Origin of the sequence: Mesorhizobium sp. WSM4311, from assembly GCF_002295115.1 — a bacterium.
Taxonomy (GTDB): Bacteria; Pseudomonadota; Alphaproteobacteria; order Rhizobiales; family Rhizobiaceae; genus Mesorhizobium.
This window is the reverse complement of record NZ_NSFV01000006.1, coordinates 227,838-253,256: the sequence shown is the minus strand read 5'-3', so window position 1 is coordinate 253,256 and position 25,419 is coordinate 227,838. Positions and strand designations below refer to the sequence as shown.

Genomic DNA, 25,419 nt, shown 5'->3' with positions numbered 1-25,419 from the left:
AAACCTCCTGATGAATGCACCCCTCAACATCGCCATGCCTGCCGAGGCCTCGGCCGCGCCGAAATCTCACCGGCTGCTGATCGACGGCAAGCACGTCGATGCTCGCGACGGCCGCACGCTGGAACGCAAGAGCCCCGGCCACGGCTTCACCGTTTCGCGCTATGCACAAGCCGGCCAAGCCGAGGTGGAAGCGGCGGTGCAGGCCGCGCACAAGGCGTTCCAGACCGGCCCATGGCCACGCATGAAGGCCGGCGAGCGCGCCGCGATCCTGTTCAGGGCGGCCGACCTGATCGAGACACGGCTGGAAGACATCGCCCGGCTCGACGCGCTGGAATCCGGCAAGCCGATCGCCCAGGCGCGCGGCGAGATCGGCGGCGCCGTCGACATCTGGCGCTATGCCGCCTCGCTCGCCCGCACACTGCATGGCGAGAGCTACGCCAACCTCGGCGATGCCATGCTGGGCGTGGTCGTGCGCGAGCCGATCGGCGTCGTGTCGATCATCACGCCGTGGAATTTCCCGTTCCTCATCGTCAGCCAGAAACTGCCTTTCGCGCTCGCCGCCGGCTGCACGGCAGTGGTCAAGCCGAGCGAAATGACCTCGGCCTCGACCTTCGTGCTGGGCGACATCCTGCTCGAAGCCGGCCTGCCCGCCGGGGTCGTGAACATCCTGGCCGGTCTGGGCGCCGATGTCGGCGCGCCGATGGTCGGCCATCCCCTGGTCGAGATGGTGTCGTTCACCGGCTCGACCCGCGTCGGCAAGATGACCATGGCGTCCGCCGCGCAATCGCTGAAGAAGGTCTCGATGGAACTTGGCGGCAAGAACGGCCAGATCGTCTTTCCCGATGCCGACCTCGAGGCCGCCGCCGACGCGGCGGTGTTCGGTGGCTTCTTCAATGCCGGCGAATGCTGCAATGCCGGCAGCCGGCTGATCGTGCACGAGGCGATCGCCGGAGATTTTCTCAGCGCCGTCAAGGCACTCACCGCCAGGGTGAAGGTCGGCGACCCGCTCGACGAGCAAACCAAGGTCGGCGCGATGATCTCGTCCGACCATCTGGCCAAGGTGACGGATTACGTTGCGGCAGCGGCGGGCGAAGGCAGCAATGTCTTCAGCGGCGGCAAGCAGCTGGCCTCCAATGCCGGCCAATATCTCGACCCGACCATCCTGCGTGGCGTCACCGAGGACATGGCCATTGCGCGTGAGGAAGTGTTCGGACCGGTGCTCTCAGTGCTCACCTTTGAATCGATTGAGAAGGCGTTGCACATCGCCAACAACACGCCCTATGGTCTCTCTGCAGGCGTGTGGAGCGCCAGCATCGACACCTGCATGTCGGTGGCGCGTGGGGTGCGTTCGGGGACGGTTTGGGTGAACACATTCATGGAAGGTTATCCCGAGCTGCCTTTCGGGGGCTACAAGCAGTCCGGTCTCGGACGCGAACTCGGCAAACGCGCCGTCGAGGACTATACCGAGGAAAAGACAATCCAGTTTCATCGCGGCCAGCGCACCGGATGGTGGGTCGGCTGAGTTGGGAAGAACCCGGTGGGCTTCCACCGGTCGTGTAATGCAACAAGGGAGGAAGTACATGTTGCGCAAACTGCTTATCGGAACGGCTCTTGCGACGAGCTTTGCGTTCTCGGCGCACGCCGCGGACGTCAAGGAAGTGCAGATGCTGCATTGGTGGACGTCGGGCGGCGAAGCGGCTGCCCTCAACGTGCTGAAGGGCGACCTGGCCAAGGAAGGCTATGCCTGGAAGGACGTCCCTGTCGCCGGCGGCGGCGGTGATGCTGCCATGACCGCCCTGAAGGCGATGGTCGCGGCCGGCAACTATCCGACCGCCTCGCAGATGCTCGGCTACACCGTGCTCGATTATGCCGCGGCCGGCGTCATGGGCGACCTGACCGAGACGGCGAAGAAGGAAGGCTGGGACAAGTCGGTTCCGGCGGCCCTGCAGAAGTTCTCGGTCTATGAAGGCAAGTGGGTCGCGGCTCCGGTCAACGTCCACTCGGTCAACTGGCTGTGGATCAACAAGGCCGTCATGGACAAGATCGGCGGCACCGAGCCGAAGACCTTCGACGACTTTGTCGCCCTGCTCGACAAGGCCAAGGCCGCGGGTGTGATCCCGCTCGCTCTCGGCGGCCAGAACTGGCAGGAAGCCACCATGTTCGACTCCGTCGTGCTGTCGACCGGCGGACCCGAGTTCTACAAGAAGGCCTTCAACGACCTCGACGATGCTTCGCTCAAGTCCGACACGATGAAGAAGTCGTTCGACAACCTCGCCAAGCTCGTCACCTATGTCGACCCGAACTTCTCGGGCCGCGACTGGAACCTTGCCACCGCCATGGTCATCAAGGGCGATGCCCTGGTGCAGGTCATGGGCGACTGGGCCAAGGGTGAGTTCCACGCCGCCAAGAAGACCCCGGGCACCGACTTCCTGTGCTATCGCTTCCCGGGCACCGACGGCTCGGTGATCTACAACTCCGACATGTTCGGCATGTTCAACGTTCCGGACGACCGCAAGGCCGCCCAGGTCGCGCTGGCCACCGCCACCCTGTCGAAGAGCTTCCAGTCGGCCTTCAACGTCGTCAAGGGTTCGGTTCCGGCCCGCACCGACGTTCCGGACACCGACTTCGACGCTTGCGGCAAGAAGGGCATCGCCGACCTGAAGGCGGCCAACGAAGGCGGCACGCTGTTCGGCTCGCTGGCCCAGGGCTACGGCGCCCCGCCGGCTGTCGCCAATGCCTACAAGGACGTGGTCTCGAAGTTCGTCCATGGTCAGATCAAGACCTCGGACGAGGCCGTGACCGAACTGGTCAAGGCGATCGACGACGCCAAGTAAGCGCAACGCTCGAAATCACCTTCCCCGCTTCGGCGGGGAAGGTTTTATCTCAGGATTGGCCGGCTCGACACCATGCCGACCGAAGACCCGTATGCACGGGGCCGCCTTGCCGCCTGACGGCGGCGCACGGACGACCCGAAACGGGAGGAGCTCATGAGCACAGTAGCAACAAGCCAGATCAAGCTGACGCCGGAGCGGTCGCGCACCTCGGTGCGCTCGCGCCTGCAGGACGCCTTGCCGAAGATCGTTCTGGCGCCGAGCTTCGCCATCACCATCGTCTTCGTCTACGGCTTCATCCTGTGGACGATCTATCTGTCCTTCACCAATTCCAAGACCTTCCCGTCCTACGTCATCACAGGTTCGCGCGCCTATCAGCGGCTGTGGGGCTGGACCTTCGACACCGACCCGCCATCGAGCTGGTACACGTCGATAACCAATATGGGCATTTTCGGCTTTCTCTACATCCTGATCTGCCTGGCGCTTGGCCTGTTCCTGGCCATCCTGCTCGACCAGAAGATCCGCGGCGAAGGCGTGCTGCGGCCGATCTACCTCTATCCGATGGCGCTGTCCTTCATCGTCACCGGCGTCGCCTGGAAATGGTTCCTCGATCCCGGCCTCGGCCTCGAACAGACGCTGCATCAATGGGGCTGGACGAGCTTCCATTTCGACTGGATCAAGAACAAGGATTTCGTCATCTACACCGTGGTCATCGCCGGCGTCTGGCAGGCCTCCGGCTTCATCATGGCGATGTTCCTGGCCGGCCTGCGCGGCATTGACGGCGAGATCATGAAGGCAGCGCAGATCGATGGCGCCACAACCTTCCAGCTCTACCGCCGCATCGTCATCCCGCTGCTGCGGCCAATCTTCCTGTCGGCCTTCATCGTGCTCGCCCACCTCGCCATCAAGTCATACGACCTTGTCGTGGCGCTGACGTCCGGCGGCCCCGGCGGCTCGGCCTGGCTGCCTTCGAATTTCATGTACGAATACACTTTCAAGCGCAACGAAATGGCTGTCGGATCGGCCAGTGCGGTGATCATGCTGATGACCATCGTCGCCATCATCGTGCCCTATCTCTATTCGGAACTCAGGGAGAAGCCGCGATGAGCGCTGTCGCCACCCCTGCCCGCCAGGCCTCCGGCGGCATCAACACCAAGCTCGTCAACCGCATCGTCATCTACGGGCTTCTGGCGCTGTTCGCGCTGTTCTACCTGATGCCGCTGTTCGTCATGCTGGTTACCTCGTTCAAGACCATGGACGAGATCCAGAACGGCAACATGCTGGCGCTGCCCAAGGCGCCGACCTTCGACCCGTGGCTGAAGGCCTGGGGCGAGACCTGTGTCGGCCTCACCTGCGCCGGCATCAAGGGCTATTTCTGGAACTCCATCAAGATGGTGGTTCCGGCCGTGCTGATCTCGACCATGCTCGGCGCCCTCAACGGCTACGTGCTGACCAAATGGCGCTTTCGCGGCGCGACGCTGGTGTTCGGGCTGATGCTGTTCGCCTGCTTCATTCCGTTCCAGTCGGTGCTGCTGCCAATGGCGACGATCCTTGGCAGCGTCGGCCGCTTCGGCGTGACCTTGCAGAACTCCGTCGGAACCAGCTTCGGCCTCGGCAATTCGACGGTCAATCTGGTCTTCGTCCACGTCGTCTACGGCATCGGCTTCACCACGCTGTTCTTCCGCAACTATTACGAGGCCTTCCCGACCGAATTGATCAAGGCCGCGCAGGTCGACGGCGCCTCCTTCTTCCAGATCTTCCGCCGCATCATGCTGCCGAACTCGATGCCGATCTTCGTCGTCACCGTCATCTACCAGTTCACCAACATCTGGAACGACTTCCTGTTCGCCTCGGCCTATGCCGGCACCGGCGATGCGATGCCGATGACGGTGGCGCTCAACAATGTCGTCAACACCTCGACCGGCGTCGTCGAATACAACGTCAACATGGCGGCCGCGATGATCGCCGCCCTGCCCACCCTGATCGTCTATGTCGTCGCCGGCCGCTATTTCGTGCGCGGGCTGATGGCCGGCGCGGTCAAAGGCTGACCAATTCAGAAGGAACGACCATGGCTTTTCTGGAAATTGATGGGCTGAAGAAGCGCTTCGGGAATGTCGAGATCCTGAAGGGCATCGATGTAGAGCTCGAAAAGGGCGGCTTCCTGGTGTTGGTCGGTCCGTCCGGCTGCGGCAAGTCCACCTTGCTCAACACCATCGCCGGCCTGGAGCAGATCACCGAGGGCGAGATCCGCGTCGACGGCCGCGCCATCAACGATCTGCACCCTTCGAAGCGCGACATCGCCATGGTGTTCCAGAGCTACGCGCTGTACCCGAACATGACGGTGGCCGGGAACATCTCGTTCGGCATGGAGATGCGCGGCGTGCCGGCCGACGAGCGCCAGAAGGCGATCGACAAGGTGGCCAAGGTCCTGCAGATCGGCCATCTCCTGCAGCGCAAGCCGAGCCAGCTTTCGGGCGGCCAGCGCCAGCGCGTCGCCATGGGCCGGGCGCTGGTGCGCGACCCCAAACTCTTCCTGTTCGACGAGCCTTTGTCCAACCTCGACGCCAAGCTGCGCGTCGACATGCGCATCGAGATCAAGCGCCTGCACGCCACGACAGGCACCACAATCGTCTACGTCACCCACGACCAGATCGAGGCGATGACGCTGGCGACAAAGATCGCCGTCATGCGCGACGGCGAGGTGCAGCAGTTCGGCACCCCGGCCGAGATCTACAACAACCCCGCCAATCTCTTCGTCGCCGACTTCATGGGCTCGCCGGCCATGAACCTGATCCCGGCGACCATCACCACATCGGGCAATGCGCTCTCCGTCGTTCTGCAGCGTGAGGCCCGCGAGCCGATCACGCTGCCGATGGCCAATGCGCCAGCAGGTCTCTCGGCATTCCAGGGCAAGCCGATCATTTTCGGCGTACGGCCGGAAGCGCTGACCGATCCGGAGGGCGCCGAGCGCAACGCCTCGAACATCGCCACCGCCGACCTGCATATCGAGGTCGTCGAGCCGGCCGGTTCCGACACGTTCGCCGTCACCAATCTCGGCGGCAAGGGCGTGGTGGCACGGCTGCGCGCCGACGCCAACATCCAGCCTGGCACCAGCACGCCGCTCGCCTTCAACCTGACCAAGGCGGTGTTCTTCGATCCGGCGACCGAGAGCCGCATCCGCTGACGGCCATGGCAAATCCGGACATCGTCATCATCGGCTCCGGCATTGGCGGCGCCACGATCGCCTCCGGCCTGGCCGGCAGCGGCGCCTCGATCCTGATGCTGGAGCGTGGCGAACCCTTGCCGGCAACCCCGCATGCCCGCGACACCCGCTCGATCTTCGTCGACGGCCACTATCGCCCAAAGGAGATGTGGCGCGAGGCCGGCGGTGCCGCCTTCAACCCCGGCAATTACTACTATGTCGGCGGCAATTCGAAATTCTACGGCGCGGTGCTGATCCGTTACCGCAAGGAAGATTTTTCGGCCATGGAGCATTACGGCGGCGTCTCGCCCGCCTGGCCGTTTTCCTACGACGAGTTCGAGCCCTGGTATTCCAGGGCGGAGCAGCTGTTTCGCGTGCGCGGCACGCTGGGTGAGGATCCGACCGAACCGTTCCACTCGATCCCCTACGCCTTCAAGCCGGTGCCCGACGAAGCACCGATCGCGCGCGCCCGTGCTGAACTGAAGGGCCTCGGCCTGCATCCGGCCTCGCTGCCGCTCGGCGTCGACATCGATACCTGGCTGAAGGAAGGCAGAACCGGCTGGGACGCTTTCCCCAACACCGGCCTGGGAAAGATGGACGCCCAGACAGCGCCACTGGCGGCGGCGCTTGGGGACAGCAACATCCGGCTCGAGACCGGCTGCTACGTCGAGTATCTCGAGGCGGCGCCCGACGGCAAAAGCATCGCCGCAATCCACTACCGGCAGAACGGCGAACTGAAGAAAGTGTCGCCGAAACTGGTCATCCTGTCCGCCGGCGCGGTCAATTCCGCCGTCATCCTGCTGCGCTCGCCCTCACCGGGCAACGGCAAAGGAGGCGGCAAGGGCCTCGCCAACCGCTCCGACCAGGTCGGCCGCAACTTCATGAACCACAATTCCAGAGCCATGCTGGCGATCGATCCGCGCCGCAGGAACGATGCCGTCTACCAGAAGACGCTGATGCTGAACGACTATTATCTGTCGGACGGCAGGGGCGGCAAACCGCTCGGCAATGTCCAGCTGCTCGGCAAGATCGACGGCAACATGCTCAAGGCCAATGTGAGGACGATGCCGAAATTCGTGCTCGACTTCATGGCCGGCCATGCCGTCGACTGGTATTTGATGTGCGAGGACCTGCCCGATCCCGAAAGCCGCATCATGGTCGACTGCAAGGACATAGTCATGCAGTGGCGGCGCTCCAACATGCAGTCGCTCGACGGACTGACCAAGGTGATGCGCGAAAACTTCCGCGCCTGCGGCTACCCCATCGTGCTGTCGCGCCCCTTCGACAAGCGCACGCCCTCGCACCAGTGCGGCACGGTCAGGATGGGCGACGATCCGGCGACCGCGCCGCTCGACCCGTTCTGCCGGTCGTTCGACCACCGGAACCTGTTCGTCGTCGATGCCAGTTTTTTGCCGAACTCGGCTGCGGTCAACCCGGCGCTGTCGATCGCCGCTCAGGCGTTGCGGGTGGCTGACCATATCCGCAAGATGGAGCTTGCCGCATGACCCGCCCCGCAGCCATCGTCACCGGCGGCGCGCGCGGGATCGGGCTGGCTTGCGCGGAAGCGCTGGCCGATGCCGGCTTTGACATTCTGGTTGCCGACCTCGCCGAACAGGCGCCTGACGGGCTCGACGCAGACATCTCGGCGCGCGGTGCGAAACTCGCCTATGTCAGTTGTGACGTCGCCAATCTCGACGGCCACGCCGTGTTGGTCGATGCCGCGATGCGCGTCTTCGGCCGCATCGACTGTCTCGTCAACAATGCCGGCGTCGGCGCCGTGGTGCGCGGCGACCTGCTGGAACTGAAGCCCGAAAATTTCGACCGCACGCTTGATATCAACCTGCGCGGCACGGTCTTCCTCAGCCAGGCCGTCGCCAAGGCAATGCTGGCCACACCCGGCGGCCACGCAAGATCGATCATCACCGTCACCTCGGTCAGCGCCGAGATGGCTTCGCCGGAGCGCTCCGAATACTGCATATCGAAGGCGGGGCTTTCCATGTGGGTGAAGAACCTGGCGCTCAGGCTCGCCCCTGAAAATATCGGCGTGTTCGAGCTGCGCCCGGGCATCATCCGAACCGACATGACGGCAGGCGTGACCGCCAAATACGATGCCTTGATCGACAGCGGGCTGGTGCCGGCCAAACGCTGGGGCGAAGCGTCAGACATCGGCGCGGTGGTGGCGACGCTTGCCGCCGGCAGGCTCGGCTTTTCGACCGGCTCGATCATCAATGTCGACGGCGCGCTCTCCGTGCCGCGGCTATAGGTGGAAACGACATGACAGACTACATCATCGTGGGCGCCGGCCCGGCCGGCTGTGTTCTGGCCAACCGGCTGAGCGAGGATCCCTTGAATTCCGTGCTGCTGCTGGAAGCCGGCGGCAAGGACTGGCACCCCTACATCCATATGCCGGCGGGCTTCGCCAAGATGACCAAGGGCATCGCGTCCTGGGGCTGGTCCACCGTGCCACAGAAAAACATGAAGGACCGGGTCTTCTGGTACACGCAGGCCAAGGTGGTCGGCGGCGGCTCGTCCATCAACGCCCAGATCTACACGCGAGGCAATGCCCGCGACTACGACGCGTGGGAGAAGGAAGAGGGTCTCGCCGGCTGGGGCTATCGCGACGTGCTGCCCTACTTCAAGCGCGCCGAGAACAACCAGCGTTTCGCCAACGATTTTCACGGCGACCAGGGACCGCTCGGCGTGTCGAACCCGATCTCGCCGCTGCCGATCTGCGAAGCCTATTTCCGCGCCGGCCAGGAGATGGGCATTCCCTTCAACCCCGACTTCAACGGCGCTGCCCAGGAAGGCGTCGGCTATTACCAGCTCACCCAGAAGGATGCCCGGCGCTCCTCCGCCTCGGTCGCCTATCTCAAGCCGATCCGCGCCCGCAAGAACCTCACCGTCCGGACCGATGTGCTGGTGACACGCATCGTCGTCGAGAACGGCCGCGCTGTCGGCGTTGAAGTCGTCGACCGGCCAGGCGGCGAGAAGAAGATCCTGCGCGCCGGGCGCGAGGTGATCGTCTCGTCCGGCGCCATCGGCTCGCCGAAGCTTTTGATGCAATCGGGCATCGGTCCGGCTGACCACCTGAAATCGGTCGGCGTGACGCCGGTGCACGACCTGCCCGGCGTCGGCTCCAACATGCAGGACCATCTCGATCTGTTCGTCATCGCCGAATGCACCGGCGACCACACCTACGACAATTACGCCAAGCTGCACCGCACGGCCTGGGCCGGCCTGCAATATCTGCTTTTGAAGAAGGGGCCGGTGGCCTCCAGCCTGTTCGAGACCGGCGGCTTCTGGTACGCCGACCCGACCGCCGCCTCGCCCGACATCCAGTTCCATCTCGGCCTGGGCTCCGGCATCGAGGCCGGCGTCGAGAAGTTGAACAATCCGGGCGTCACCTTGAACTCGGCCTTCCTGCGGCCGCGCTCGCGCGGCACGGTGCGACTGAAGAGCGCCGACCCGGCCGACCATCCGCTGATCGATCCCAACTACTGGTCCGATCCCTATGACCGCGCCATGTCGATCAAGGGCCTGCGGCTGGCGCGCGAGATCATGCGGCAGAAGGCGCTTCAGCCCTACGTGCTGCGCGAAGTGCTGCCCGGCCCGTCGCTGGCGACCGACGACGAACTGTTCGACTACGCCTGCCGCAGCGCAAAGACCGATCACCATCCTGTCGGCACCTGCCGCATGGGCCATGACGAGATGGCTGTCGTGACGCCGGATTTGCGGCTGCGCGGCATCGAAGGCTTGCGCGTCTGCGACGCCTCGGTGATGCCGCGCGTGCCCTCCTCAAATACCAATGCACCGACCATCATGGTTGGCGAGAAGGGTGCCGACCTGATCCTCGGCCGCGAACCGCTGCCGCCGGCTGTGTTTTCCGGCAACCGGGCTGCTTGAAGGGATGGAGAAATGATCAGGCACTGTGTCTTCGCCCGGTTTCGCGGCGATGTCCCCGAAAGCGAGCGCACGGCGATCCATGCCGACCTCGAGGCGCTTCGAAAGGTGATCGACGGCATGGACACGGTCCACTTCAGTGCCAATGTCAGCCCCGAGCCCTTCGCCCGCGGCTTTGGCCATGGCTTCACCATCGATTTCCGCGATGCCGCCGCCCGCGACGCCTATCTCGTCCATGAGGCCCATCAGCGCGCCGGCGCCCGGCTGGTCGCCGCACTCGAAGGCGGCACGGACGGATTGATGGTCTTCGACCTCGACCTTACGAAAAAGTGACCGCCGGTTCCGGCTGATCGCTGTTCTCTTTTGCGAGAGGGGCGACATATCGTTCCTCTGGGGGCACCAAAGGAGGACGCCTTGAATCTCACTGCCGAGCAGAAGAAAACCGTTCTGGCCTCATTCCTGGGCTGGACGCTCGACGCTTTTGATTTCTTCCTTCTGACATTCCTGCTCACCGATATTGCGAGTGAATTCCACACCGATGTCCCAGCAGTCTCAAAGGCACTGTTCCTGACCTTGGCGACGCGCTTCATCGGCGCGTTTTTCTTTGGCATGCTCGCCGACAAATATGGGCGCAAGCCCATCCTCATGCTCAACATCGTCAGCTATTCGGTGATCGGCGCGCTCGCCGCCTTCTCGCCCAATCTCGGCATTTTCCTCGCCCTGCGCGCTTTGTTCGGCATCGCCATGGGCGGCGAATGGGGGCTTGGCAGTTCGCTCGCCATGGAATCCATCCCTCCCAGCGCGCGCGGCTTCGTATCGGGCATCCTGCAATGCGGCTATCCCGCCGGCTACCTCCTGGCGGCGGTGGTCTACGGCCTGCTCTACCAGCAGACGATCGGCGGCTACACGATCGGCTGGCGTGCCATGTTCCTGCTCTCCTTCTTGCCGGCGCTGATCGTGCTCTTCATCCGCTCGCACGTGCCGGAATCGCCGGCCTTCGCCGAGGCGCGGAAATCGGTCAAGCCGGGGCTCCTGGAAACGCTGCAGAAGCACTGGGGCGTCGCGCTCTATGCCGTCGTGCTGATGATGTTCTTCAATTTCTTCAGCCATGGCACGCAGGACCTCTACCCGACCTTCCTGAAGAAGCAGCATGGCTTCGATCCGCACACGGTGAGCTGGATCACCATCGTCGCCAATATCGGCGCCATCGTCGGCGGCCTGGCCTTCGGCGCGCTGTCGGAGAGGATCGGCCGCGTCAACGCCATCACGCTCGCCTGCCTGATCGCCCTGCCGTCGATCCCGCTATGGGCCTACAGCACCACGCCCTTCATGTTGGCCATCGGCGCATTCGTCATGCAGGTCGCCGTCCAGGGCGCCTGGGGCGTCATCCCGGTTCATCTCAACGAACTGTCGCCGGGGGCGGTCCGCGCGACCTTGCCCGGCTTCATCTATCAGGCCGGCAACCTTGCCGCATCCTATGGCGGTCCGTATCAGGCGGGCATAGCGGAGTCGGCCGGAGGCAGCTACGGCTATGCGCTGGCGCTTTTCGCCGGCGTGGTCGCCGTCTGCATCATCGTCGTCATCCGCTTCAGCCCGGAGCGGCGCGGCCAGGTGATGACAGTCCTGGGTTGAGTGCGGCCTAACCCATCCGGAGCGCGATAACCCCGGCAACAATGCTGAGCGCGGCGGCGCCGCGCCAGCCCGTCATCTTCTCGCCGAGCGCGTAGACCGAGATCAGCATGGCGAACAGGATCGACGTTTCGCGCAGCGATGCCACCGAGGCGATCGGCGCCTTGGTCATCGCCCACATCACGATCCAGTAGGCCGCGCCGCTGAGCACGCCGGTGAACAGCCCGGCCTTCCAGTCGCGCGCCAGCACGGGCAGTGACTGCGGCCCGCGGAAGATGAGGCACAGCACCAGCGCCCATGTCGCGTCGCAGACGAACAGCCAGGCCGCGTAGCTTTGCGCCGTCGCCGCCAGCCGCGCGCCGCTGCCGTCCGACAATGTATAGCTGGCAATGAAGATCGACGTGCCGAGCGCAAAGCCGACGGCGCGCAGGTTGAGCCTCTCCAGATGCGCGCCGCCGCGAAACGACATCACCAGCGTGCCGGCCGACAAAAGCAGGATGCCGAGAATGGCAAACGGCGCCGGCACCTCCTGCACCACCACGATGCCTCCAAGTGCTGCCAGCAGCGGTGCCGTGCCGCGCGCCAGTGGATAGGTCTGGGCGAAATCGCCGGCCTTGTAGGCCCCGATCAGGAAGGTTCGGTAGCCCATGTGGAAGACCACCGAAGCGAGAATGAACGGCCAGACCGCCGCCTTCGGGAACTCGACGAAAGGCAGCACGAACAGCGCGGCAAACCCCATGCCCAATGTCATCAGCGTGATCGACAGGAAGCGGTCGAGATGCACCTTGACCAGCGCGTTCCAGATCGCGTGCATGGCGGCTGCGGCAAGCACCGCGAAGAAGACGAAAAGCGTCATTTCGGGTCTATCGACCTCCCAAGCCGAGTGGCGTTTCGAGATCGATGTCGACCCGGACCGGGAAGTGATCGGACGCCACCTCGCCTGTATCGGATGCGACCGAGCGGACCCGCCCCGCGAACATACCGCCGACGAAGCAGTGGTCGAGCCGGCGCTTTGCCAGCCTGCCGTCGATGATCTTCTCATGCGTGTGGAAGTCATCAGCGGGTTCGATCGCCACAACGGCGGCATCGACGAAGCCGTCGAGATAGGCAGCACCCCGATGATAGGGCGTGCTGCCGACGATGCGGCGGTATTCGGCGCTGCCCGGCTCCATGTTGAAATCGCCCATCCAGATCGCCGCCAGCGGATTTTCCGGCTCGGCTTCGCCGCTGGTCCAGTTGCGCGAAGGCTCGTCATCGATGCCGCTCCACGGCCCGCCTTCGGACGGCGCACGGCGGTGTTCGGCCAGCAGATAGTCGATCTGCTCCAGCCGCTCTTCCGCCGCGATATGGGCGAGATGCAAGGACAGCACCCGCACCGGGCCGGCCGGTGTGCCGATCATGCATTCGAGCGCCGCGTTGCGCGTGTTGAGCGGCCTGAGCGTCCGGCGCATCGGCAGCGCATGCAGGCGCGACCAGACGATCGGCAGTTTCGACAGAACCATGGTGCCGAACTGCCGGCGCCGATTGACCAGGCGACCGTCCCGCCGCTCGCTGGCGTCCATGTCGAAGGCCGGGCCGTAGATCCAGTGATAGTCCGGCAGCAGGCGCGACAGCAGCTCCGGCTGGTCGTCGAAATGGCTGCGCTGCCAGTGCCGCTCGACCTCCTGCAGGGCAATGACATCGGCGCCGTCGACGATGCGCGCCGCGCGCGAAAGGTCATAGCGGCCGTCGCTGCCGAACCCGTACTGGATGTTGTAGCTGACCAGCTTCATTGCTTATCCGGCTCACCTTCGGCGATGGCAGTAGCGGCTCAGTGGATTGCTTGCAATGTGCAGGAGAATGCAAGCGGCTTGTGCCAGCAGCCTCCCCTGCCCCGCCGCGCGATCTTCTAATCCGTCGTCAACGGCTGGAACCGGCCCGCTGGCGACGCCGCCAGTTCCGCCCAGTCGATCTCTTCTTCCAGCCGGTGATAGGCCTCGTCGCCGATCGTGCCGTTGCTGCGCAATTCCTCCAGCGTGTCGCGCTGGCGGTTGATGGCGTAGAGGCGCAGCCGGTCGTATTCGGTTGCCGCCTGTGCGTCCTCCGGGTTTTCCGCGATCACGCGCTGAGCCTCGTACTGCTCGCGCACGACAGCCGCCGCGGCCGATGTCTTGCGGCTCAACACGTCAAGTGCGGCCTGCATGACGGCAACGCGCGCCTGCGCAACCTCATTGTCGACGGTTCTGTCGGGATCGAAGTTGAGTATCCGCAGCAGAGGCTTCAGCGTCATCCCCTGCAGCACCAGCGTACCCAGAACCACCGCGAAGGCGGCAAGCACGATCGGATCGCGGCCGGGAAAGCCGGCAGGCAGGGCAATGGCCACCACCAGCGTCACCAGCCCGCGCATACCGCACCAGCCGACCAGCACGGCGCCGCCAAATGTCGGCAAATCCCGCTTTCTGTCTTCGCCGCCGAGACGGGCAAGCCATCGGATGATCGCAACATAACTCGCCACCCAGACGAGGCGCGCCGCGATGACGACAACCAGCACCGTCGCGGCAAACAGAAAGGCCTCGCCCTGCCCTTCGCCGGAAAGCCGGCCGACGATCGACCGTGCCTGCAGGCCCATCAGCACGAAAGCCAAAACGTTGAGAACGAACACCGCCGACTCCCAGACCGAATAGGTGCTGACACGGCGTCTCGCCGACATGCGGCGCGGTGCACTGCGCGCAATCGTGATGGCGTAGACGACGATGGTGATGATGGCGGAAAGACCGAGCTTGTCGGCCAATATCCACACGCCGAATGTCCCGGCGAACTGCACCACGGTGCTGCTCGCCGCATCCTCGATGCGGGTCAGCGTCAAGAGCGAGAGGCGGCCAAGCAGATAACCTCCAATCAGGCTGCCGATCGTTGACAGCAGGATCACCGGAATGGCGTTGCTCAGCATGATCGAGCCGAGTGCTGCCGAAACCGCCAGCCGGTAGATCAAGAGCGCGGTGGCATCGTTGAGCAGGCTTTCGCCCTGCAGGATGGCGGTGATGCGGTGCGGCACCTTGAATTGCCCGAGAACGGCACTCGCCGCCACGGCATCCGGCGGCGCGACGATGGCGCCAAGCGCGATCGCCGCGGCGATCGGCAGGCCGGCCATCTTCCAGCCGACGAAGGCAACCACCACAGTGGTGAAGACGACGGCGCCAAGCGCCAGCAGCAGCAGCGACAGCCGGTAGCGCTTCAGGTCGCGCAGCGACGTGTCATAGGCGGCATCGAGAAGCACCGGCGCTATGAACAGCGCAAGCGCCAGTTCCGGATCGATCTCGATCATCGGTGCGCCAGGCACGAAGGCGATGCCGACCCCGGCCAGGGCCAGCAGCGACGGATAGGGGACCTCCAGCCGCCGCGACAGCGCCGTCAGCGCGACAGCCGTCAAAAGCAGGACAAGGGTGAGTTCAAAAAGGGCCATGGCTCATCGTAGCGGCGAAGAGCGACTGTTGGCAGTACCCCTCGGCAGGATACTGTTGATTGTCGAAGCCTTGGCCTGCCCTGGGATTTAAAAGTGACCTGAGGGGCGGCGCCGACGGTTCGTCACTACAGACATCGAACCCACGGCATCGAGGGTTGCGAGCATCGACGATCAAGACGCGTTGTTCGGCGCATTAGAGACCGCCGCGGAATGACGTTCGCTCCGCTAGTGCAAGACCAGCATGTCGCCCGATGAGAACGAAATCTCGGCCTTCTCACCGACCGCGGGTGGCGGCGTGGCCGAGTTGTTGAAGGTGTCGAGCGACACCGTGTTGCCGCCGATGCCGACGCGGACCCGGATCACCGAGCCGAGGAAGTGCACTTCGGATATCTCTCCGATCAGGCTGGAATCGCGGCCGGGCTGGCGGCCGAGCGAAATCGCCTCGGGCCGCAGCGCCAGCGACAGCGTGTCGCCGGACTTCGAGCCGTTGAGCTTGCCCTTGAGCGAGACTTCCTGCGTGTTGACCTGAACCGTGCCGGCCGCGGCATCGGTGACCTTGCCTTCGAGCACGTTGAGCGTGCCGACGAAATTGGCGACGAATTTGGTCGCCGGCCGGTTGTAGATCTCGAACGGCGTGCCGACCTGCTCGGCCTTGCCGCCATACATGACGGCGATGCGGTCGGAGATCGACAGCGCCTCTTCCTGGTCATGCGTGACGAAGATGGTGGTGATGCCGAGCTTCTTCTGGATCGAGCGGATTTCCTCGCGCAGCGACACGCGCACCTTGGCGTCGAGCGCCGACAGCGGCTCGTCGAGCAAAAGCAGCTTCGGCTTCGGCGCGATCGCGCGCGCCAGCGCGATGCGCTGCTGCTGGCCGCCCGAGAGCTGATAGGGATAACGGTCGGCCATCTGCGGCAGCTTGATGATGCCGAGCATCTCGGCAACGCGGGCGTCGATGTCCGCTTTGGGCATGCCGGCGACTTTCAGGCCGAAGCCGATGTTCTGCGCCACGGTCAGGTTAGGGAACAACGCATAGGCCTGGAACACCATGCCGACATTGCGCTGATTGGGCTTCAGCCGGGTGATGTCCTTGCCGGCGACGACGATCTTGCCGGCGCTCGGCTCTTCGAAGCCGGCGACCATACGCAGCACGGTGGTCTTGCCGCAGCCGGACGGCCCGAGGAAGGAGACGAATTCACCCGGCTCGACGTCGAGATTGAAATCCTCCACGACCGTGGTGGCGCCGAAGGATTTCCGGACGTGCTGGATGGAGAGGAATGGCTCGGCCATGGTGGTGTTCTTTCGATCAGTTCGGGCGGTTCGCCGATTTCGGCGCGAAGCGGGACAGGATCTGGATCAGCGACATGCAACCCCAGGTGATGGCGAAGGCAATGATTGCAAGCGCTGCCGGCTCATAGGCGCGGTTGGCGCCGATGTTCTGCAGATACGGGCCGAAGGCCGGCCGGTTGAGCAGGCTTGCCATGGTGAATTCGCCAATGACAATCGCGAAGGTCAGGAACGCACCCGACAACACCGCGATCAACACGTTGGGCAGGATAACACGGGTGACGATCGTCCCCCAGCCGGCGCCCAGAATCTGCGCCGCTTCCGTCAGAGTGCGCACGTCGATGGTGCGAAGTCCTGTATCCACCGCGCGGTACATATAGGGCAACGACAGTGTGGCATAGCCGATGACCAACAAGGCATTGGTGCCCGTGTCGGTCGCCAGGAACGGCAACGGCGAATTCGAGCCATACATTCTGATGTATCCGAAGACGATGACGATGGCCGGGATGACCAGCGGCAGCAAGGTGATAAACTCTACGATCGGGCGCAGTTGCGGCAGGCGCAGCCGGATCCAGTAGGCGGCGGGCACCACGATCAGTACGCCGAGAATGATGGTGAAAACTGCGGCAAGCACCGAATAGCCGAATGTCGCCTGGAAGCGTGCGTCGCCCAGCACGACCTTGTAGGCATCAAAGGAATAGGCACCGCGCCGCATGCGCATGGAAAACTCCACCGTCGCGATCAACGGGATGAAGAAATAGGCCGCGCCCAGCGCGAAGACGACCCAGGCCCAGAATCTGCCAGCCTTCATTTGAGCCACCTCTCGGAACGGGTGCGGAACCAGATGTAGAAGACATTGGCAAGACCGGTAATCAGGATCATGCCGAAGGCAATGGCATAGCCGAGATGGGCATTGTGCAGCACGTCGCCACGAATCTGGGCATAGAGCAGGATCGGCACGATGTTGAGTGACGAGCCGGTCAACGCATAGGCGGTGGCGATGGCGCCGAAGGCATTGGCGAACAGCAGGATCACGGTACCGAGGAAGCTCGGCCAGATCACCGGAATGACCACCATGCGCCAGTACTGGGACACGGTCGCGCCCAGCGTCGCGGCGGCCTCGCCCCATTCCTTCTTCAGCCCGTCAATGGCCGGCACGATGATGACCACCATCAACGGGATCTGGAAGTAGACATAGGTCAGCGTCAGGCCCCAGAACGACAGGATGTTGAAACCGTGTGCGTAAATGTTGAGGCCGAACAGGGTGTTCAGTATGACCGTCGCGAGGCCGAGCCGGCCGAGTGTGGCGAGGAATGCGAAGGCCAGCGGCACGCCGGCGAAATTCGAGGCCACGCCGGAAAACGTCAGTGTCGCCGAGCGTATCCAGTCCGGCAGGCCACCGCGCACGATGGCGATCGCAATCGCCAAACCCGCAAAGGCGCCAATCAGCGATGAGGCAAGACTGACCTTGATCGAAATCCAGTAGGCGGCAACGATCGACGGCTGCGCCAATGCGACTATGTTTTCGAGTGTGAATTCTCCGGCATCGTTCTGGAATGCGCCCAGCATAAGGTAGAGCGTGGGCAAGATCAGGAACATGATGGCGAAAATGAAGAACGGCGCGACGCCAAGCCATTGCGTCGGCAGCCTCACGCTGCGCGCCTCGGCGGGAGGCGCCGTCTTGCCGGTAACAGCGGGGTCGGACATTGAGATATCGGTCATGCGCCGGCTACCGTCTTCGAGAGAAAGAACCGGGCGACCGTGAAGCCGCCCGGTGGATCTCAACTGTTACTTGACGTTGGCGCCGACAACGGCGTCCCAGTTCTTGGTGATGGCTTCCTTGGCCTTGCCCTGCTCGTCGAGCGTCGGGAACACCGCGGCCGCATAGGACTCAGCCGGCGGCAGCTTGGCCAGCACGTCCGCCGGGATCTTGCCGTTCTTGGCGAGATCGTTGAAGCGGATCGGGTGGCAATAGCCCTTCAGCCAGGCGATCTGGCCTTCGTCGGAATACAGGTATTCCAGCCAGAGCTTTGCTGCGTTCGGGTGCGGTGCGTAGGCGCTGATTGCCTGCACGTAGACACCGGCGACGACACCTGTCTTCGGCACGACGACGTCGACGGGCGGGTTGCCCTTCAGCGTGTCGCGACCGGCGAGCGCGTTGTAGTCCCAGGTGACGAGGATCGGGGTCTGGCCCTGGGCCAGCGTCGCGGCCTTGCCGATGACCGGCACGAAATTGCCGGCGGCGTTGAGCTTCTTGAAGAAGTCGAGACCAGCCGTGCCTGCGGCTTCACCGGCTGCCGCACCACCGGAAAGGCCGGCGGCGTAGACTGCCTGGATGGCCTGGTTCGAAGCGCGCGGATCACCGGCAAGTGCGACCGAGTTGGCGAATTCCGGCTTCAGCAGGTCGGCCCAGTCCGTCGGCGAAACCTTCACCAGATCCTTGTTCACCTGGAAGGAAAGCACACCGTAGTAATCGCCCGTCCAGAAGCCGTCGGCATCCTTGGCGCTGTCGGGGATCGAGTCCCAGGTCGACACCTTGTAAGCCTGGATCAGACCGTCCTTCTTGGCGGACGGGCCGAAAGACAGGCCGACGTCGATGACGTCGGGAGCCTGCGGACCCTTGTTGTCCTTGTTCGCCTTGATCGCCTCGACCTCGTCGCCGGAACCGGCATCGGGGTTGAGTTCGTTGATGGTGATTTCCGGATACTTAGCCTTGAAGCCGTCGATGACCGCGCCGTAACCGCACCAGTCATGCGGCAGCGCGATGGTGGTGAGCTGGCCTTCGGCCTTCGCGGCCTTGACGAGATCATCCAGCGAAGCCGCGGACGAAATCACCGACGACACCATCAGGGTCGCGGCCGAAAGGGAAAGCACCTTCCCCGTGAATTTGAACATGTGTTCTCTCCGTTGAACTGACGCCGTTGGACGCCTGCGATGCGGTATCGTTTTCATGTGACAGCCAGATGAAAGCTTTGTGAAACCGGCTGCTCGCAGTGCGAAAAAGTAAACTCTTTTTAACCGGTTGTAGCAATCGCCTCGCGATTCTTTTTCCGGCTAATTAGTTTGTGCCTTGCCCTTCATCTCCTCCCCTTGTTTTTCTGCCCCTTTTTCAGATCAATTTTCCATGCGGAAAGCGTCTCAGATCGTGCCGGCGATGGCGTTTTCCAGCAGCGTCAGCGCCGCCTTCTTGGTCAGCTTGACGGGGTTGCCGCCGGCAGTCGGATCGACCACCGCCATGTCGGCGATCAGCGCCTTGCGCTTCTTGTCCATGTCGAGCCCCTTGATCAGGCCCGGCAGCGCGTGCGGCACCTTCAACTCCTTGCGCAGTTTGATGATCGCCTTGGCGAAGCCGTCGAAGCCGCCCTTGATGCCGCAATAGGCGGCGAGCCGGGCGATACGCTCCTCGATGGAGTCACGGTTGAAGGCGAGCACATAGGGCATGAACACCGCGTTGGTCATGCCGTGATGGGTGTCGTAGAGCGCGCCGATCGGATGCGACAGCGAGTGGATGGCACCCAGCCCCTTCTGGAAAGCGGCGGCACCCATGGCGGCCGCGCTCATCATATGAGCGCGCGCGACCAGGTCCTTGCCGTTGGCATAGGCCTTCGGCAGGTTCTCGAACACCAGCCGGATGCCCTCCACCGCGATGCCGTCGGCCATCGGATGGTAACCCGGCGCGCAATAGGCCTCGAGGCAGTGGGCAAGCGCATCCATGCCGGTGCCGGCGGTGATGAAAGCGGGCATGCCGACCGACAGTTCCGGATCGGCGATGACGATCGCCGGCAAGAGCTTCGGATGGAAGATGACCTTCTTGGTGTGGGTCTCCTCATTGGTGATGACGCCGGCGCGGCCGACTTCCGACCCGGTGCCGGCCGTGGTCGGCACGGCGATGATCGGGGCGATCGCATCCGAATTGGCGCGCGTCCACCAGTCGCCGACATCCTCGAAATCCCACACCGGCCGCGTCTGGCCGGCCTGGAAGGCGATCAGCTTGCCAAGATCGAGCGCCGAGCCGCCGCCGAAGGCGATGACGCCGTCATGCTTGCCCTTCTTGAACACGGCGATGCCGGCGGTGAGGTTGGAATCGACCGGGTTCGGCTTCACCTCGGAAAACACACCGTAAGGCACCTTGGCGTCGTCGAGGATTTTCAGCGTCGAAGCGACGACCGGCAGTTTCGCCAGGCCCGGATCGGTGACGAAGAGCGGCCGCTTGATACCGGTGGCTGCAAGCACCTCTGGGAGTTCCTTGATGCGCCCGGCGCCGAAACGGACGGTGGTGGGGTAGTTCCATTTGGAGATCAGCTTGGACATTTTTTGTCTTTCGAAAAATCAGATGGCTTCGCGCAGGTGGAAGGATTTCGGCCGAGTCAGGTTGTCGTAGCCGATGGCCGATAGTCCCGCGCCCTTGCCGGTGTCCTTGACGCCGGTCCAGACCAGCGCCGGATCGAGGTAGTCGCAGCGGTTCATGAATACCGTGCCGGTCTCGACGCGGTTGCCGATCGCCACCGCGTGTTCGGTATCGCGCGTCCAGATCGAGGCGGTCAGCCCATAGGCGCTGTCGTTCATCAGCGCGATCGCCTCCTCGTCGTTGCGCACCTTCATGATGCCGACGATCGGGCCAAAGCTTTCCTCGCGCATGACGCTCATCTGGTGGTCGACTTCGGTCAGCACTTCCGGCGCCAGATAGGGCGAACCGGCCTTGTCGTCAGCCACCTTCATGTTGATGTGCGCCTTGGCGCCCTTGCGCAGCGCTTCGGCCTTCTGCTCGCGGATCAGGTCAGCGAAACGCGCCTGCGCCATCGGCCCCATCGTCGTCGCCTGCTCCAGCGGATTGCCGACGACATAGTTTTTCGTCTCGGCGATGAAGCCTTCGACGAACTCGTCATAGACCTTCTCGTGCACGTAGACGCGCTCGATGCCGCAGCAGCACTGGCCGGAATTGTAGAAGGCACCGTCGACCAGATTGGCAACCGCATGGTCCATCTTGGCGTCGGGCAGCACATAGGCCGGGTCCTTGCCGCCAAGCTCGAGGCCGAGCGTCATGAAAGTGCCGGCCGCCGCCTTTTCGATGGCGCGGCCGCCGCCGACCGAACCGGTAAAGTTCACATGGTCGATCTTGCCTGAGCCGAGCAGCTTTTCAGTCTGCGCGTGGTTGAGCACGACATTCTGGAACACGCCCTTTGGCAGGCCGGCTTTGTCGAAGGCCTGCTGAAAACGCTCGCCGACGAGCAGCGTCTGTGCGGCATGCTTGAGGATGACGGCATTGCCGGCCATCAGCGCCGGCACGACGGTGTTGACGGCGGTCAGGTAAGGATAGTTCCACGGCGCGATCACCATGACGACGCCGAGCGGATCCTTCTTCACATAGCGGCGAAACCCATCCTTCGGGTTTGAGGCCGGCACGGATTTCAGCGCCAGCTCGGCGATCTCGACCATGTAATTGCTGCGTTCCTTGACACCGCCGAACTCGCCGCCATAGCGCACCGGACGTCCCATCTGCCAGGCGATCTCCGGCACGATCTCGTCGGTCATCGCCACCAGCGCTTCGAGCATCGCGAGAATGTACTTGCCGCGCTCGACGATCGGTATCTGCGCCCACTTCTCCTGCGCCGCCTTGGCGCGCTCGACCGCGGCGTTGACCGCCTGGTCCGTTGCCACGGGCCGCTCGGCATAGATCGAACCATCGATTGGGGATTTGAGTTTTACGGTTTCCAATTAAACGCTCCTGAACTTCATTCTTCCAACACAACCGACGTGCCGAACCAGACGTCTCCAACGTCTGGTTCGCGCATATTTTTCGACAGCCAAATTTTCACGACAGTCTCGATTATCTCTTCCGGTCTTGACCCATACTTGTGTTCCGCCACCCAGATCTTGTCCCGACCGGTAATCGGGATCGCTCCCTTTGCCAGGAGGCCCTTCAGGGCCGCCTTAGTGAACGTTTCCAAGTCCACACCGTCGAGACCGAATTCGTGCCGCCCGACCGGAATTATCTGCCACAAGCCGACGGCATCAACGTCAAGTTCATTTGGAACGCGCGCAACCCATTCCGCCGCCGACATGTCGTAGCCGCGATGGCGCTTGTTCCAATCCATCTTAGTACCGCTCGAACCCCCTGTGCAGTTCCCAATCCGTAATGCGGCGGTCGTATTCCAACTGCTCCCACTTGGCGGTGTGGACATAATGTTCGAGCACGTCCTCGCCGAGCGCCTGTTTCAGCATCTTCGACTTGGCCAGCGTCTCGGTGGCGTCGCGCAGCGTCTTCGGAATCTCCGGGAGGCGCGAAGCCTGATAGGCATCGCCGACGAAAGGTTTCTGCAGTTCGAGCTTCTCGTCGATGCCGGCAAGGCCGGCGGCGATCAGCGCCGCGAAGGCGAGATAGGGGTTCAGGTCGGCGCCGCCGATGCGGCATTCCATGCGGATGCCCTTGGTGCCCTCGCCGCACAGGCGGAAGCCGGCGGTGCGGTTGTCCTCGCTCCACATGATCTTGGTCGGCGCGAAGGTGCCGGCCTGGAAGCGCTTGTAGGAATTGATGTAGGGCGCCAGGAACCAGGTGAACTCCTTGGCGTATTTCAACTGCCCCGCCGCCCATTGCTGGCCGAGCGTCGACAGCGTCCAGTCAGCCTTCTTGTCGAAGAACAGCGGCGTCTTGCCGTCGGCGCTCCACAGCGAATTGTGGATGTGGCTGGAGTTGCCGGCGAGCCCGTAATTGTACTTGGACATGAAGGAGATCGCCTTGCCCTCGGACTCGGCGATCTCCTTGGCGCCGTTCTTCAGGATGACGTGGCGGTCGGCCATGTCGAGCGCCTCGGCATAGCGCACATTGATCTCTTCCTGGCCGGGACCCCATTCGCCCTTGGAGTTCTCGATCGGAATGCCGGCCGCTTCCATCTCGTTGCGAAGCCGGCGCATGACGCCTTCTTCCTTGGTGGTGATGCCGATCTGGTAGTCGCCGATATAGGGCGAGGCGGTGTCGAGGCCCTGCCAGTGCTTCTTGCGGGCCGAGTCGTAGGTCTCGCTGAACAGGTAGAATTCGAGCTCGGAGGCAAAGTAGCCGATATAGCCGCGCTCGGAGAGCCGCTTGACCTGCTTCTTCAGGATGGCGCGGGGCGAGTGTGCCAAATCCTCATGGTCGTGGTGATCGAGCACGTCGCAGATCACCAGCGCCGTCTTTTCCAACCATGGAATGCGCCGCAGCGTGGCGAGATCCGGCTTCATGACGAAATCGCCATAGCCCTTCGACCAGCTTGCCGCCTTGTAGCCCGGCACCGGCTCCATATCGATGTCGGCGGCCAGGAGATAGTTGCAGCCGTGCGTCTCGTCATGCGCGGAATCGACGAAATACTGCGCCAGGAACCGCTTTCCCGCGAGCCGCCCCTGCATGTCGACGATGCAGGCCAGCACCGTGTCGATCTCACCGCCGGAGACCGCTTTCTTCAACTGATCGAACGAGAAATTTCCGGCCATTCCTGTGGCACTCCAGCGCTGGTCGATTGAGAGGGAGTAACGAAACCATGGCCGGCACGATGCCGGCCATGGTCATGAAGAAAAGTATCAGTTTCCGGTCTCGCCGACCGCCTGTTCGGCGGCCTTGATCGCCGCCTGACGCGCTGCGATCTGGTCGCCAATCGGCGGCCCCTGGAAGCGGCGGTTCTCGAAGCCGTACCAGAGCACCGCGGTCAGCACGAGGAAGCCGATGGTAATGTAGAGCACCTTGTCGTTCGGCGGCTGAACGGCGATGTAGAAGATAATCGCCATGCCGATGACGGACAGGACGCAGAATAGTTTGAACAGGCCGCTGCCGAGATTCCAGGGGCCGGGATTCGGCCATTTGGCGGTTCCGAAAGTCATCATGCCGAGCACAATCGGAATGATGAAGGACAGGAACAGGAAGACCAGCGTCGAGTTGACGACGATGGTGTAGATGTTTGTACCGCCGATCGAGATGAACTGGGCCAGGAAAACATAGACGATCTCGAGAATCGCGGCCGTCCAGATCGCGTTGACGGGAGTGCGATATTTCGGCGAGACCTTCGCCAGTCCGGCCGATCCGACGGGCATGCCGCCGTCACGCGAGAACGCAAACAGCATCCGCGAGGCGGAGGTGACGGTCGCAAGGCCGCACAGAAACTGCGAGATCAGGATCGCAAGGTAGAGCAGTTCCTTGAGCCAGACCGGCAGGATTGTGTCCATGGTCGAGAAGAACACGCTCCAGCCCTGCTTGGCACCTGCCGCCAGGTCCGGAATGGCCAGAGTGATCGCGCAAACCATCACCCAGCCGATCAGCGACGACCACAGCACCGACGAGATGATCGCCCGCGGCACGGAGTGCGCCGCCTTCAGGGTTTCTTCCGAAGTGTGCGCCGACGCATCATAACCGGTGATCGTATAGACCGGCAGCAGCAGGCAGAGCAGGAACAGATAGGTCATGGAATCCGACTGCGGGAAAACGCCGCCGCCGGCATCGCCGGAATAGTTGGTGAAGGTCCACAGCCGCGTGACGTCGATCGCCGGAGCAAACACGAGGCAGGCCACGATCAGCACGGCCGTGGCGCCGAGGATCAGGAAGCCGGAGGCATCCGTCAGCATGGCAGTCAGTCTGATGCCGAAATGATTGCAGAGCGCCTGGATGACCGTGATGATGGCAACAAATCCGACGATCTCGCCCGGCGTGCCGGTGATGCCGAACCAGCTTCCGAACGTACCAACGAAGAAGAATGCGGTGCCGATATTGATGGCACCGAGCACGGTGATCAGCCCGAGCAGATTGAGCCAGGCGGTAAGCCAGCCGGTGAAGCGGTTTCCAAGAATCGACGACCAGTGGTAGAGGCCGCCCGCGGTCGGAAATGCGGATGCGATCTGCGCCATGGCAAGGGCGAAGAATCCGGACACGGCGCAGCCGACGATCCAGCCGATGCCGGCGCCGGCGCCTCCGATCGACGAGATGGCCTGGGCGAAGGAATTGATGCCGCCCGACAGAATGCAAATAATCGAGAACGATATCGCGAAATTCGAGAAGCGGCTCATGCTTCGCGACAATTCCTGGGCATAGCCCATCCCGTGGAGAACCTTTAGGTCCTCGTGCTTGTCGACTTCTGTGTAGTCTTGCGCTGACATTTTAGTCCCCT

At 63.3% G+C, this 25,419-nt stretch carries 22 protein-coding genes; 10 read left to right on the top strand and 12 right to left on the bottom strand.

Annotated elements, in window-relative coordinates; genetic code table 11:
• The first annotated feature begins 10 nt into the window (after positions 1-10).
• The 10 genes from CK226_RS18245 to CK226_RS18200 all read left to right on the top strand — a co-directional run bounded on the left by CK226_RS18245 (position 11) and on the right by CK226_RS18200 (position 11,565).
• Complete coding sequence (locus tag CK226_RS18245) at positions 11-1,522, top strand: aldehyde dehydrogenase family protein (protein ID WP_095792648.1); 1,512 nt, start codon at positions 11-13, stop codon at positions 1,520-1,522.
• 58 nt (positions 1,523-1,580) lie between these two features.
• Complete coding sequence (locus CK226_RS18240) at positions 1,581-2,834, top strand: ABC transporter substrate-binding protein (protein WP_095772584.1); 1,254 nt, start codon at positions 1,581-1,583, stop codon at positions 2,832-2,834.
• A gap of 153 nt (positions 2,835-2,987) precedes the next feature.
• Positions 2,988-3,938 carry a sugar ABC transporter permease gene (locus tag CK226_RS18235; protein WP_027047381.1) on the top strand — a complete coding sequence of 317 codons (951 nt, stop codon included), beginning with the start codon at positions 2,988-2,990 and terminating at the stop codon, positions 3,936-3,938.
• On the top strand, positions 3,935-4,879 hold the full coding sequence (locus tag CK226_RS18230) for a carbohydrate ABC transporter permease (protein WP_064980812.1): 945 nt from the start codon (positions 3,935-3,937) through the stop codon (positions 4,877-4,879). Before CK226_RS18235 ends, CK226_RS18230 begins: the two co-directional genes overlap by 4 nt.
• 20 nt (positions 4,880-4,899) lie before the next feature.
• The gene (locus tag CK226_RS18225; RefSeq protein ID WP_095772583.1) at positions 4,900-6,015 is read left to right on the top strand and encodes an ABC transporter ATP-binding protein; all 1,116 of its coding nucleotides are present in this window, start codon (positions 4,900-4,902) and stop codon (positions 6,013-6,015) included.
• Between the two features lie 5 nt (positions 6,016-6,020).
• Positions 6,021-7,538, top strand: a complete 1,518-nt coding sequence (locus tag CK226_RS18220) for a GMC family oxidoreductase (protein WP_095792647.1) — start codon at positions 6,021-6,023, stop codon at positions 7,536-7,538.
• Positions 7,535-8,296 carry a 3-ketoacyl-ACP reductase gene (locus CK226_RS18215; RefSeq protein WP_095787008.1) on the top strand — a complete coding sequence of 254 codons (762 nt, stop codon included), beginning with the start codon at positions 7,535-7,537 and terminating at the stop codon, positions 8,294-8,296. Before CK226_RS18220 ends, CK226_RS18215 begins: the two co-directional genes overlap by 4 nt.
• Positions 8,297-8,307: 11 nt before the next feature.
• Positions 8,308-9,936, top strand: coding sequence for a choline dehydrogenase (locus CK226_RS18210; RefSeq protein WP_095792646.1), 1,629 nt, complete (start codon positions 8,308-8,310; stop codon positions 9,934-9,936).
• Positions 9,937-9,948: 12 nt separating this feature from the next.
• Complete coding sequence (locus tag CK226_RS18205) at positions 9,949-10,266, top strand: Dabb family protein (RefSeq protein WP_095772579.1); 318 nt, start codon at positions 9,949-9,951, stop codon at positions 10,264-10,266.
• An 81-nt stretch (positions 10,267-10,347) separates the two neighbouring features.
• Positions 10,348-11,565, top strand: coding sequence for an MFS transporter (locus CK226_RS18200; protein WP_179295808.1), 1,218 nt, complete (start codon positions 10,348-10,350; stop codon positions 11,563-11,565).
• A gap of 7 nt (positions 11,566-11,572) precedes the next feature.
• On the opposite strand, the gene CK226_RS18195 is transcribed toward CK226_RS18200, so the two are convergent.
• The 12 genes from CK226_RS18195 to CK226_RS18140 all read right to left on the bottom strand — a co-directional run bounded on the left by CK226_RS18195 (position 11,573) and on the right by CK226_RS18140 (position 25,408).
• On the bottom strand, positions 11,573-12,418 hold the full coding sequence (locus CK226_RS18195) for an EamA family transporter (protein WP_095787011.1): 846 nt from the start codon (positions 12,416-12,418) through the stop codon (positions 11,573-11,575).
• Between the two features lie 7 nt (positions 12,419-12,425).
• A complete protein-coding gene (locus CK226_RS18190) occupies positions 12,426-13,334 on the bottom strand; it encodes an endonuclease/exonuclease/phosphatase family protein (RefSeq protein WP_095772576.1) in 909 nt (302 codons plus the stop codon).
• Positions 13,335-13,450: 116 nt separating this feature from the next.
• Entirely contained in the window at positions 13,451-15,004 is a 1,554-nt protein-coding gene (locus tag CK226_RS18185; protein ID WP_095772575.1) for a sodium:proton antiporter, read from the bottom strand.
• A 225-nt stretch (positions 15,005-15,229) separates the two neighbouring features.
• Entirely contained in the window at positions 15,230-16,294 is a 1,065-nt protein-coding gene (locus tag CK226_RS18180; RefSeq protein ID WP_095772574.1) for an ABC transporter ATP-binding protein, read from the bottom strand.
• A 16-nt stretch (positions 16,295-16,310) separates the two neighbouring features.
• Complete coding sequence (locus CK226_RS18175) at positions 16,311-17,102, bottom strand: ABC transporter permease (RefSeq protein WP_095772573.1); 792 nt, start codon at positions 17,100-17,102, stop codon at positions 16,311-16,313.
• The gene (locus CK226_RS18170; protein ID WP_179295817.1) at positions 17,099-17,998 is read right to left on the bottom strand and encodes an ABC transporter permease subunit; all 900 of its coding nucleotides are present in this window, start codon (positions 17,996-17,998) and stop codon (positions 17,099-17,101) included. The genes CK226_RS18175 and CK226_RS18170 overlap by 4 nt, the downstream gene beginning before the upstream one ends.
• An 81-nt stretch (positions 17,999-18,079) precedes the next feature.
• Complete coding sequence (locus tag CK226_RS18165) at positions 18,080-19,186, bottom strand: ABC transporter substrate-binding protein (protein ID WP_095792645.1); 1,107 nt, start codon at positions 19,184-19,186, stop codon at positions 18,080-18,082.
• A gap of 243 nt (positions 19,187-19,429) precedes the next feature.
• Positions 19,430-20,602 (bottom strand): iron-containing alcohol dehydrogenase, encoded by a 1,173-nt coding sequence (locus tag CK226_RS18160; RefSeq protein ID WP_095792644.1) that lies wholly within the window; start codon positions 20,600-20,602, stop codon positions 19,430-19,432.
• A gap of 18 nt (positions 20,603-20,620) precedes the next feature.
• Entirely contained in the window at positions 20,621-22,006 is a 1,386-nt protein-coding gene (locus tag CK226_RS18155; protein WP_095792643.1) for an aldehyde dehydrogenase family protein, read from the bottom strand.
• Between the two features lie 17 nt (positions 22,007-22,023).
• Positions 22,024-22,386: a hypothetical protein gene (locus tag CK226_RS18150; protein WP_095772568.1), complete on the bottom strand. Its 363-nt coding sequence runs from the start codon at positions 22,384-22,386 to the stop codon at positions 22,024-22,026.
• A gap of 1 nt (position 22,387) precedes the next feature.
• On the bottom strand, positions 22,388-23,758 hold the full coding sequence (locus CK226_RS18145) for a glutamine synthetase family protein (RefSeq protein WP_095787016.1): 1,371 nt from the start codon (positions 23,756-23,758) through the stop codon (positions 22,388-22,390).
• 87 nt (positions 23,759-23,845) lie between these two features.
• Positions 23,846-25,408 carry an amino acid permease gene (locus CK226_RS18140; protein WP_095792642.1) on the bottom strand — a complete coding sequence of 521 codons (1,563 nt, stop codon included), beginning with the start codon at positions 25,406-25,408 and terminating at the stop codon, positions 23,846-23,848.
• Between the last annotated feature and the right edge of the window lie 11 nt (positions 25,409-25,419).

Bases quoted from the DNA above. Each gene is read 5' to 3' on its own strand.
- CK226_RS18150 (WP_095772568.1), bottom strand. From the start codon at position 22,386: ATGGATTGGAACAAGCGCCATCGCGGCTACGACATGTCGGCGGCGGAA.
- CK226_RS18140 (WP_095792642.1), bottom strand. From the start codon at position 25,408: ATGTCAGCGCAAGACTACACAGAAGTCGACAAGCACGAGGACCTAAAG.
- CK226_RS18205 (WP_095772579.1), top strand. From the start codon at position 9,949: ATGATCAGGCACTGTGTCTTCGCCCGGTTTCGCGGCGATGTCCCCGAA.
- CK226_RS18220 (WP_095792647.1), top strand. From the start codon at position 6,021: ATGGCAAATCCGGACATCGTCATCATCGGCTCCGGCATTGGCGGCGCC.
- CK226_RS18185 (WP_095772575.1), bottom strand. From the start codon at position 15,004: ATGGCCCTTTTTGAACTCACCCTTGTCCTGCTTTTGACGGCTGTCGCG.
- CK226_RS18180 (WP_095772574.1), bottom strand. From the start codon at position 16,294: ATGGCCGAGCCATTCCTCTCCATCCAGCACGTCCGGAAATCCTTCGGC.
- CK226_RS18175 (WP_095772573.1), bottom strand. From the start codon at position 17,102: ATGAAGGCTGGCAGATTCTGGGCCTGGGTCGTCTTCGCGCTGGGCGCG.
- CK226_RS18225 (WP_095772583.1), top strand. From the start codon at position 4,900: ATGGCTTTTCTGGAAATTGATGGGCTGAAGAAGCGCTTCGGGAATGTC.
- CK226_RS18160 (WP_095792644.1), bottom strand. From the start codon at position 20,602: ATGTCCAAGCTGATCTCCAAATGGAACTACCCCACCACCGTCCGTTTC.
- CK226_RS18145 (WP_095787016.1), bottom strand. From the start codon at position 23,758: ATGGCCGGAAATTTCTCGTTCGATCAGTTGAAGAAAGCGGTCTCCGGC.
- CK226_RS18230 (WP_064980812.1), top strand. From the start codon at position 3,935: ATGAGCGCTGTCGCCACCCCTGCCCGCCAGGCCTCCGGCGGCATCAAC.
- CK226_RS18245 (WP_095792648.1), top strand. From the start codon at position 11: ATGAATGCACCCCTCAACATCGCCATGCCTGCCGAGGCCTCGGCCGCG.
- CK226_RS18190 (WP_095772576.1), bottom strand. From the start codon at position 13,334: ATGAAGCTGGTCAGCTACAACATCCAGTACGGGTTCGGCAGCGACGGC.
- CK226_RS18195 (WP_095787011.1), bottom strand. From the start codon at position 12,418: ATGACGCTTTTCGTCTTCTTCGCGGTGCTTGCCGCAGCCGCCATGCAC.
- CK226_RS18235 (WP_027047381.1), top strand. From the start codon at position 2,988: ATGAGCACAGTAGCAACAAGCCAGATCAAGCTGACGCCGGAGCGGTCG.
- CK226_RS18165 (WP_095792645.1), bottom strand. From the start codon at position 19,186: ATGTTCAAATTCACGGGGAAGGTGCTTTCCCTTTCGGCCGCGACCCTG.
- CK226_RS18215 (WP_095787008.1), top strand. From the start codon at position 7,535: ATGACCCGCCCCGCAGCCATCGTCACCGGCGGCGCGCGCGGGATCGGG.
- CK226_RS18170 (WP_179295817.1), bottom strand. From the start codon at position 17,998: ATGTCCGACCCCGCTGTTACCGGCAAGACGGCGCCTCCCGCCGAGGCG.
- CK226_RS18210 (WP_095792646.1), top strand. From the start codon at position 8,308: ATGACAGACTACATCATCGTGGGCGCCGGCCCGGCCGGCTGTGTTCTG.
- CK226_RS18240 (WP_095772584.1), top strand. From the start codon at position 1,581: ATGTTGCGCAAACTGCTTATCGGAACGGCTCTTGCGACGAGCTTTGCG.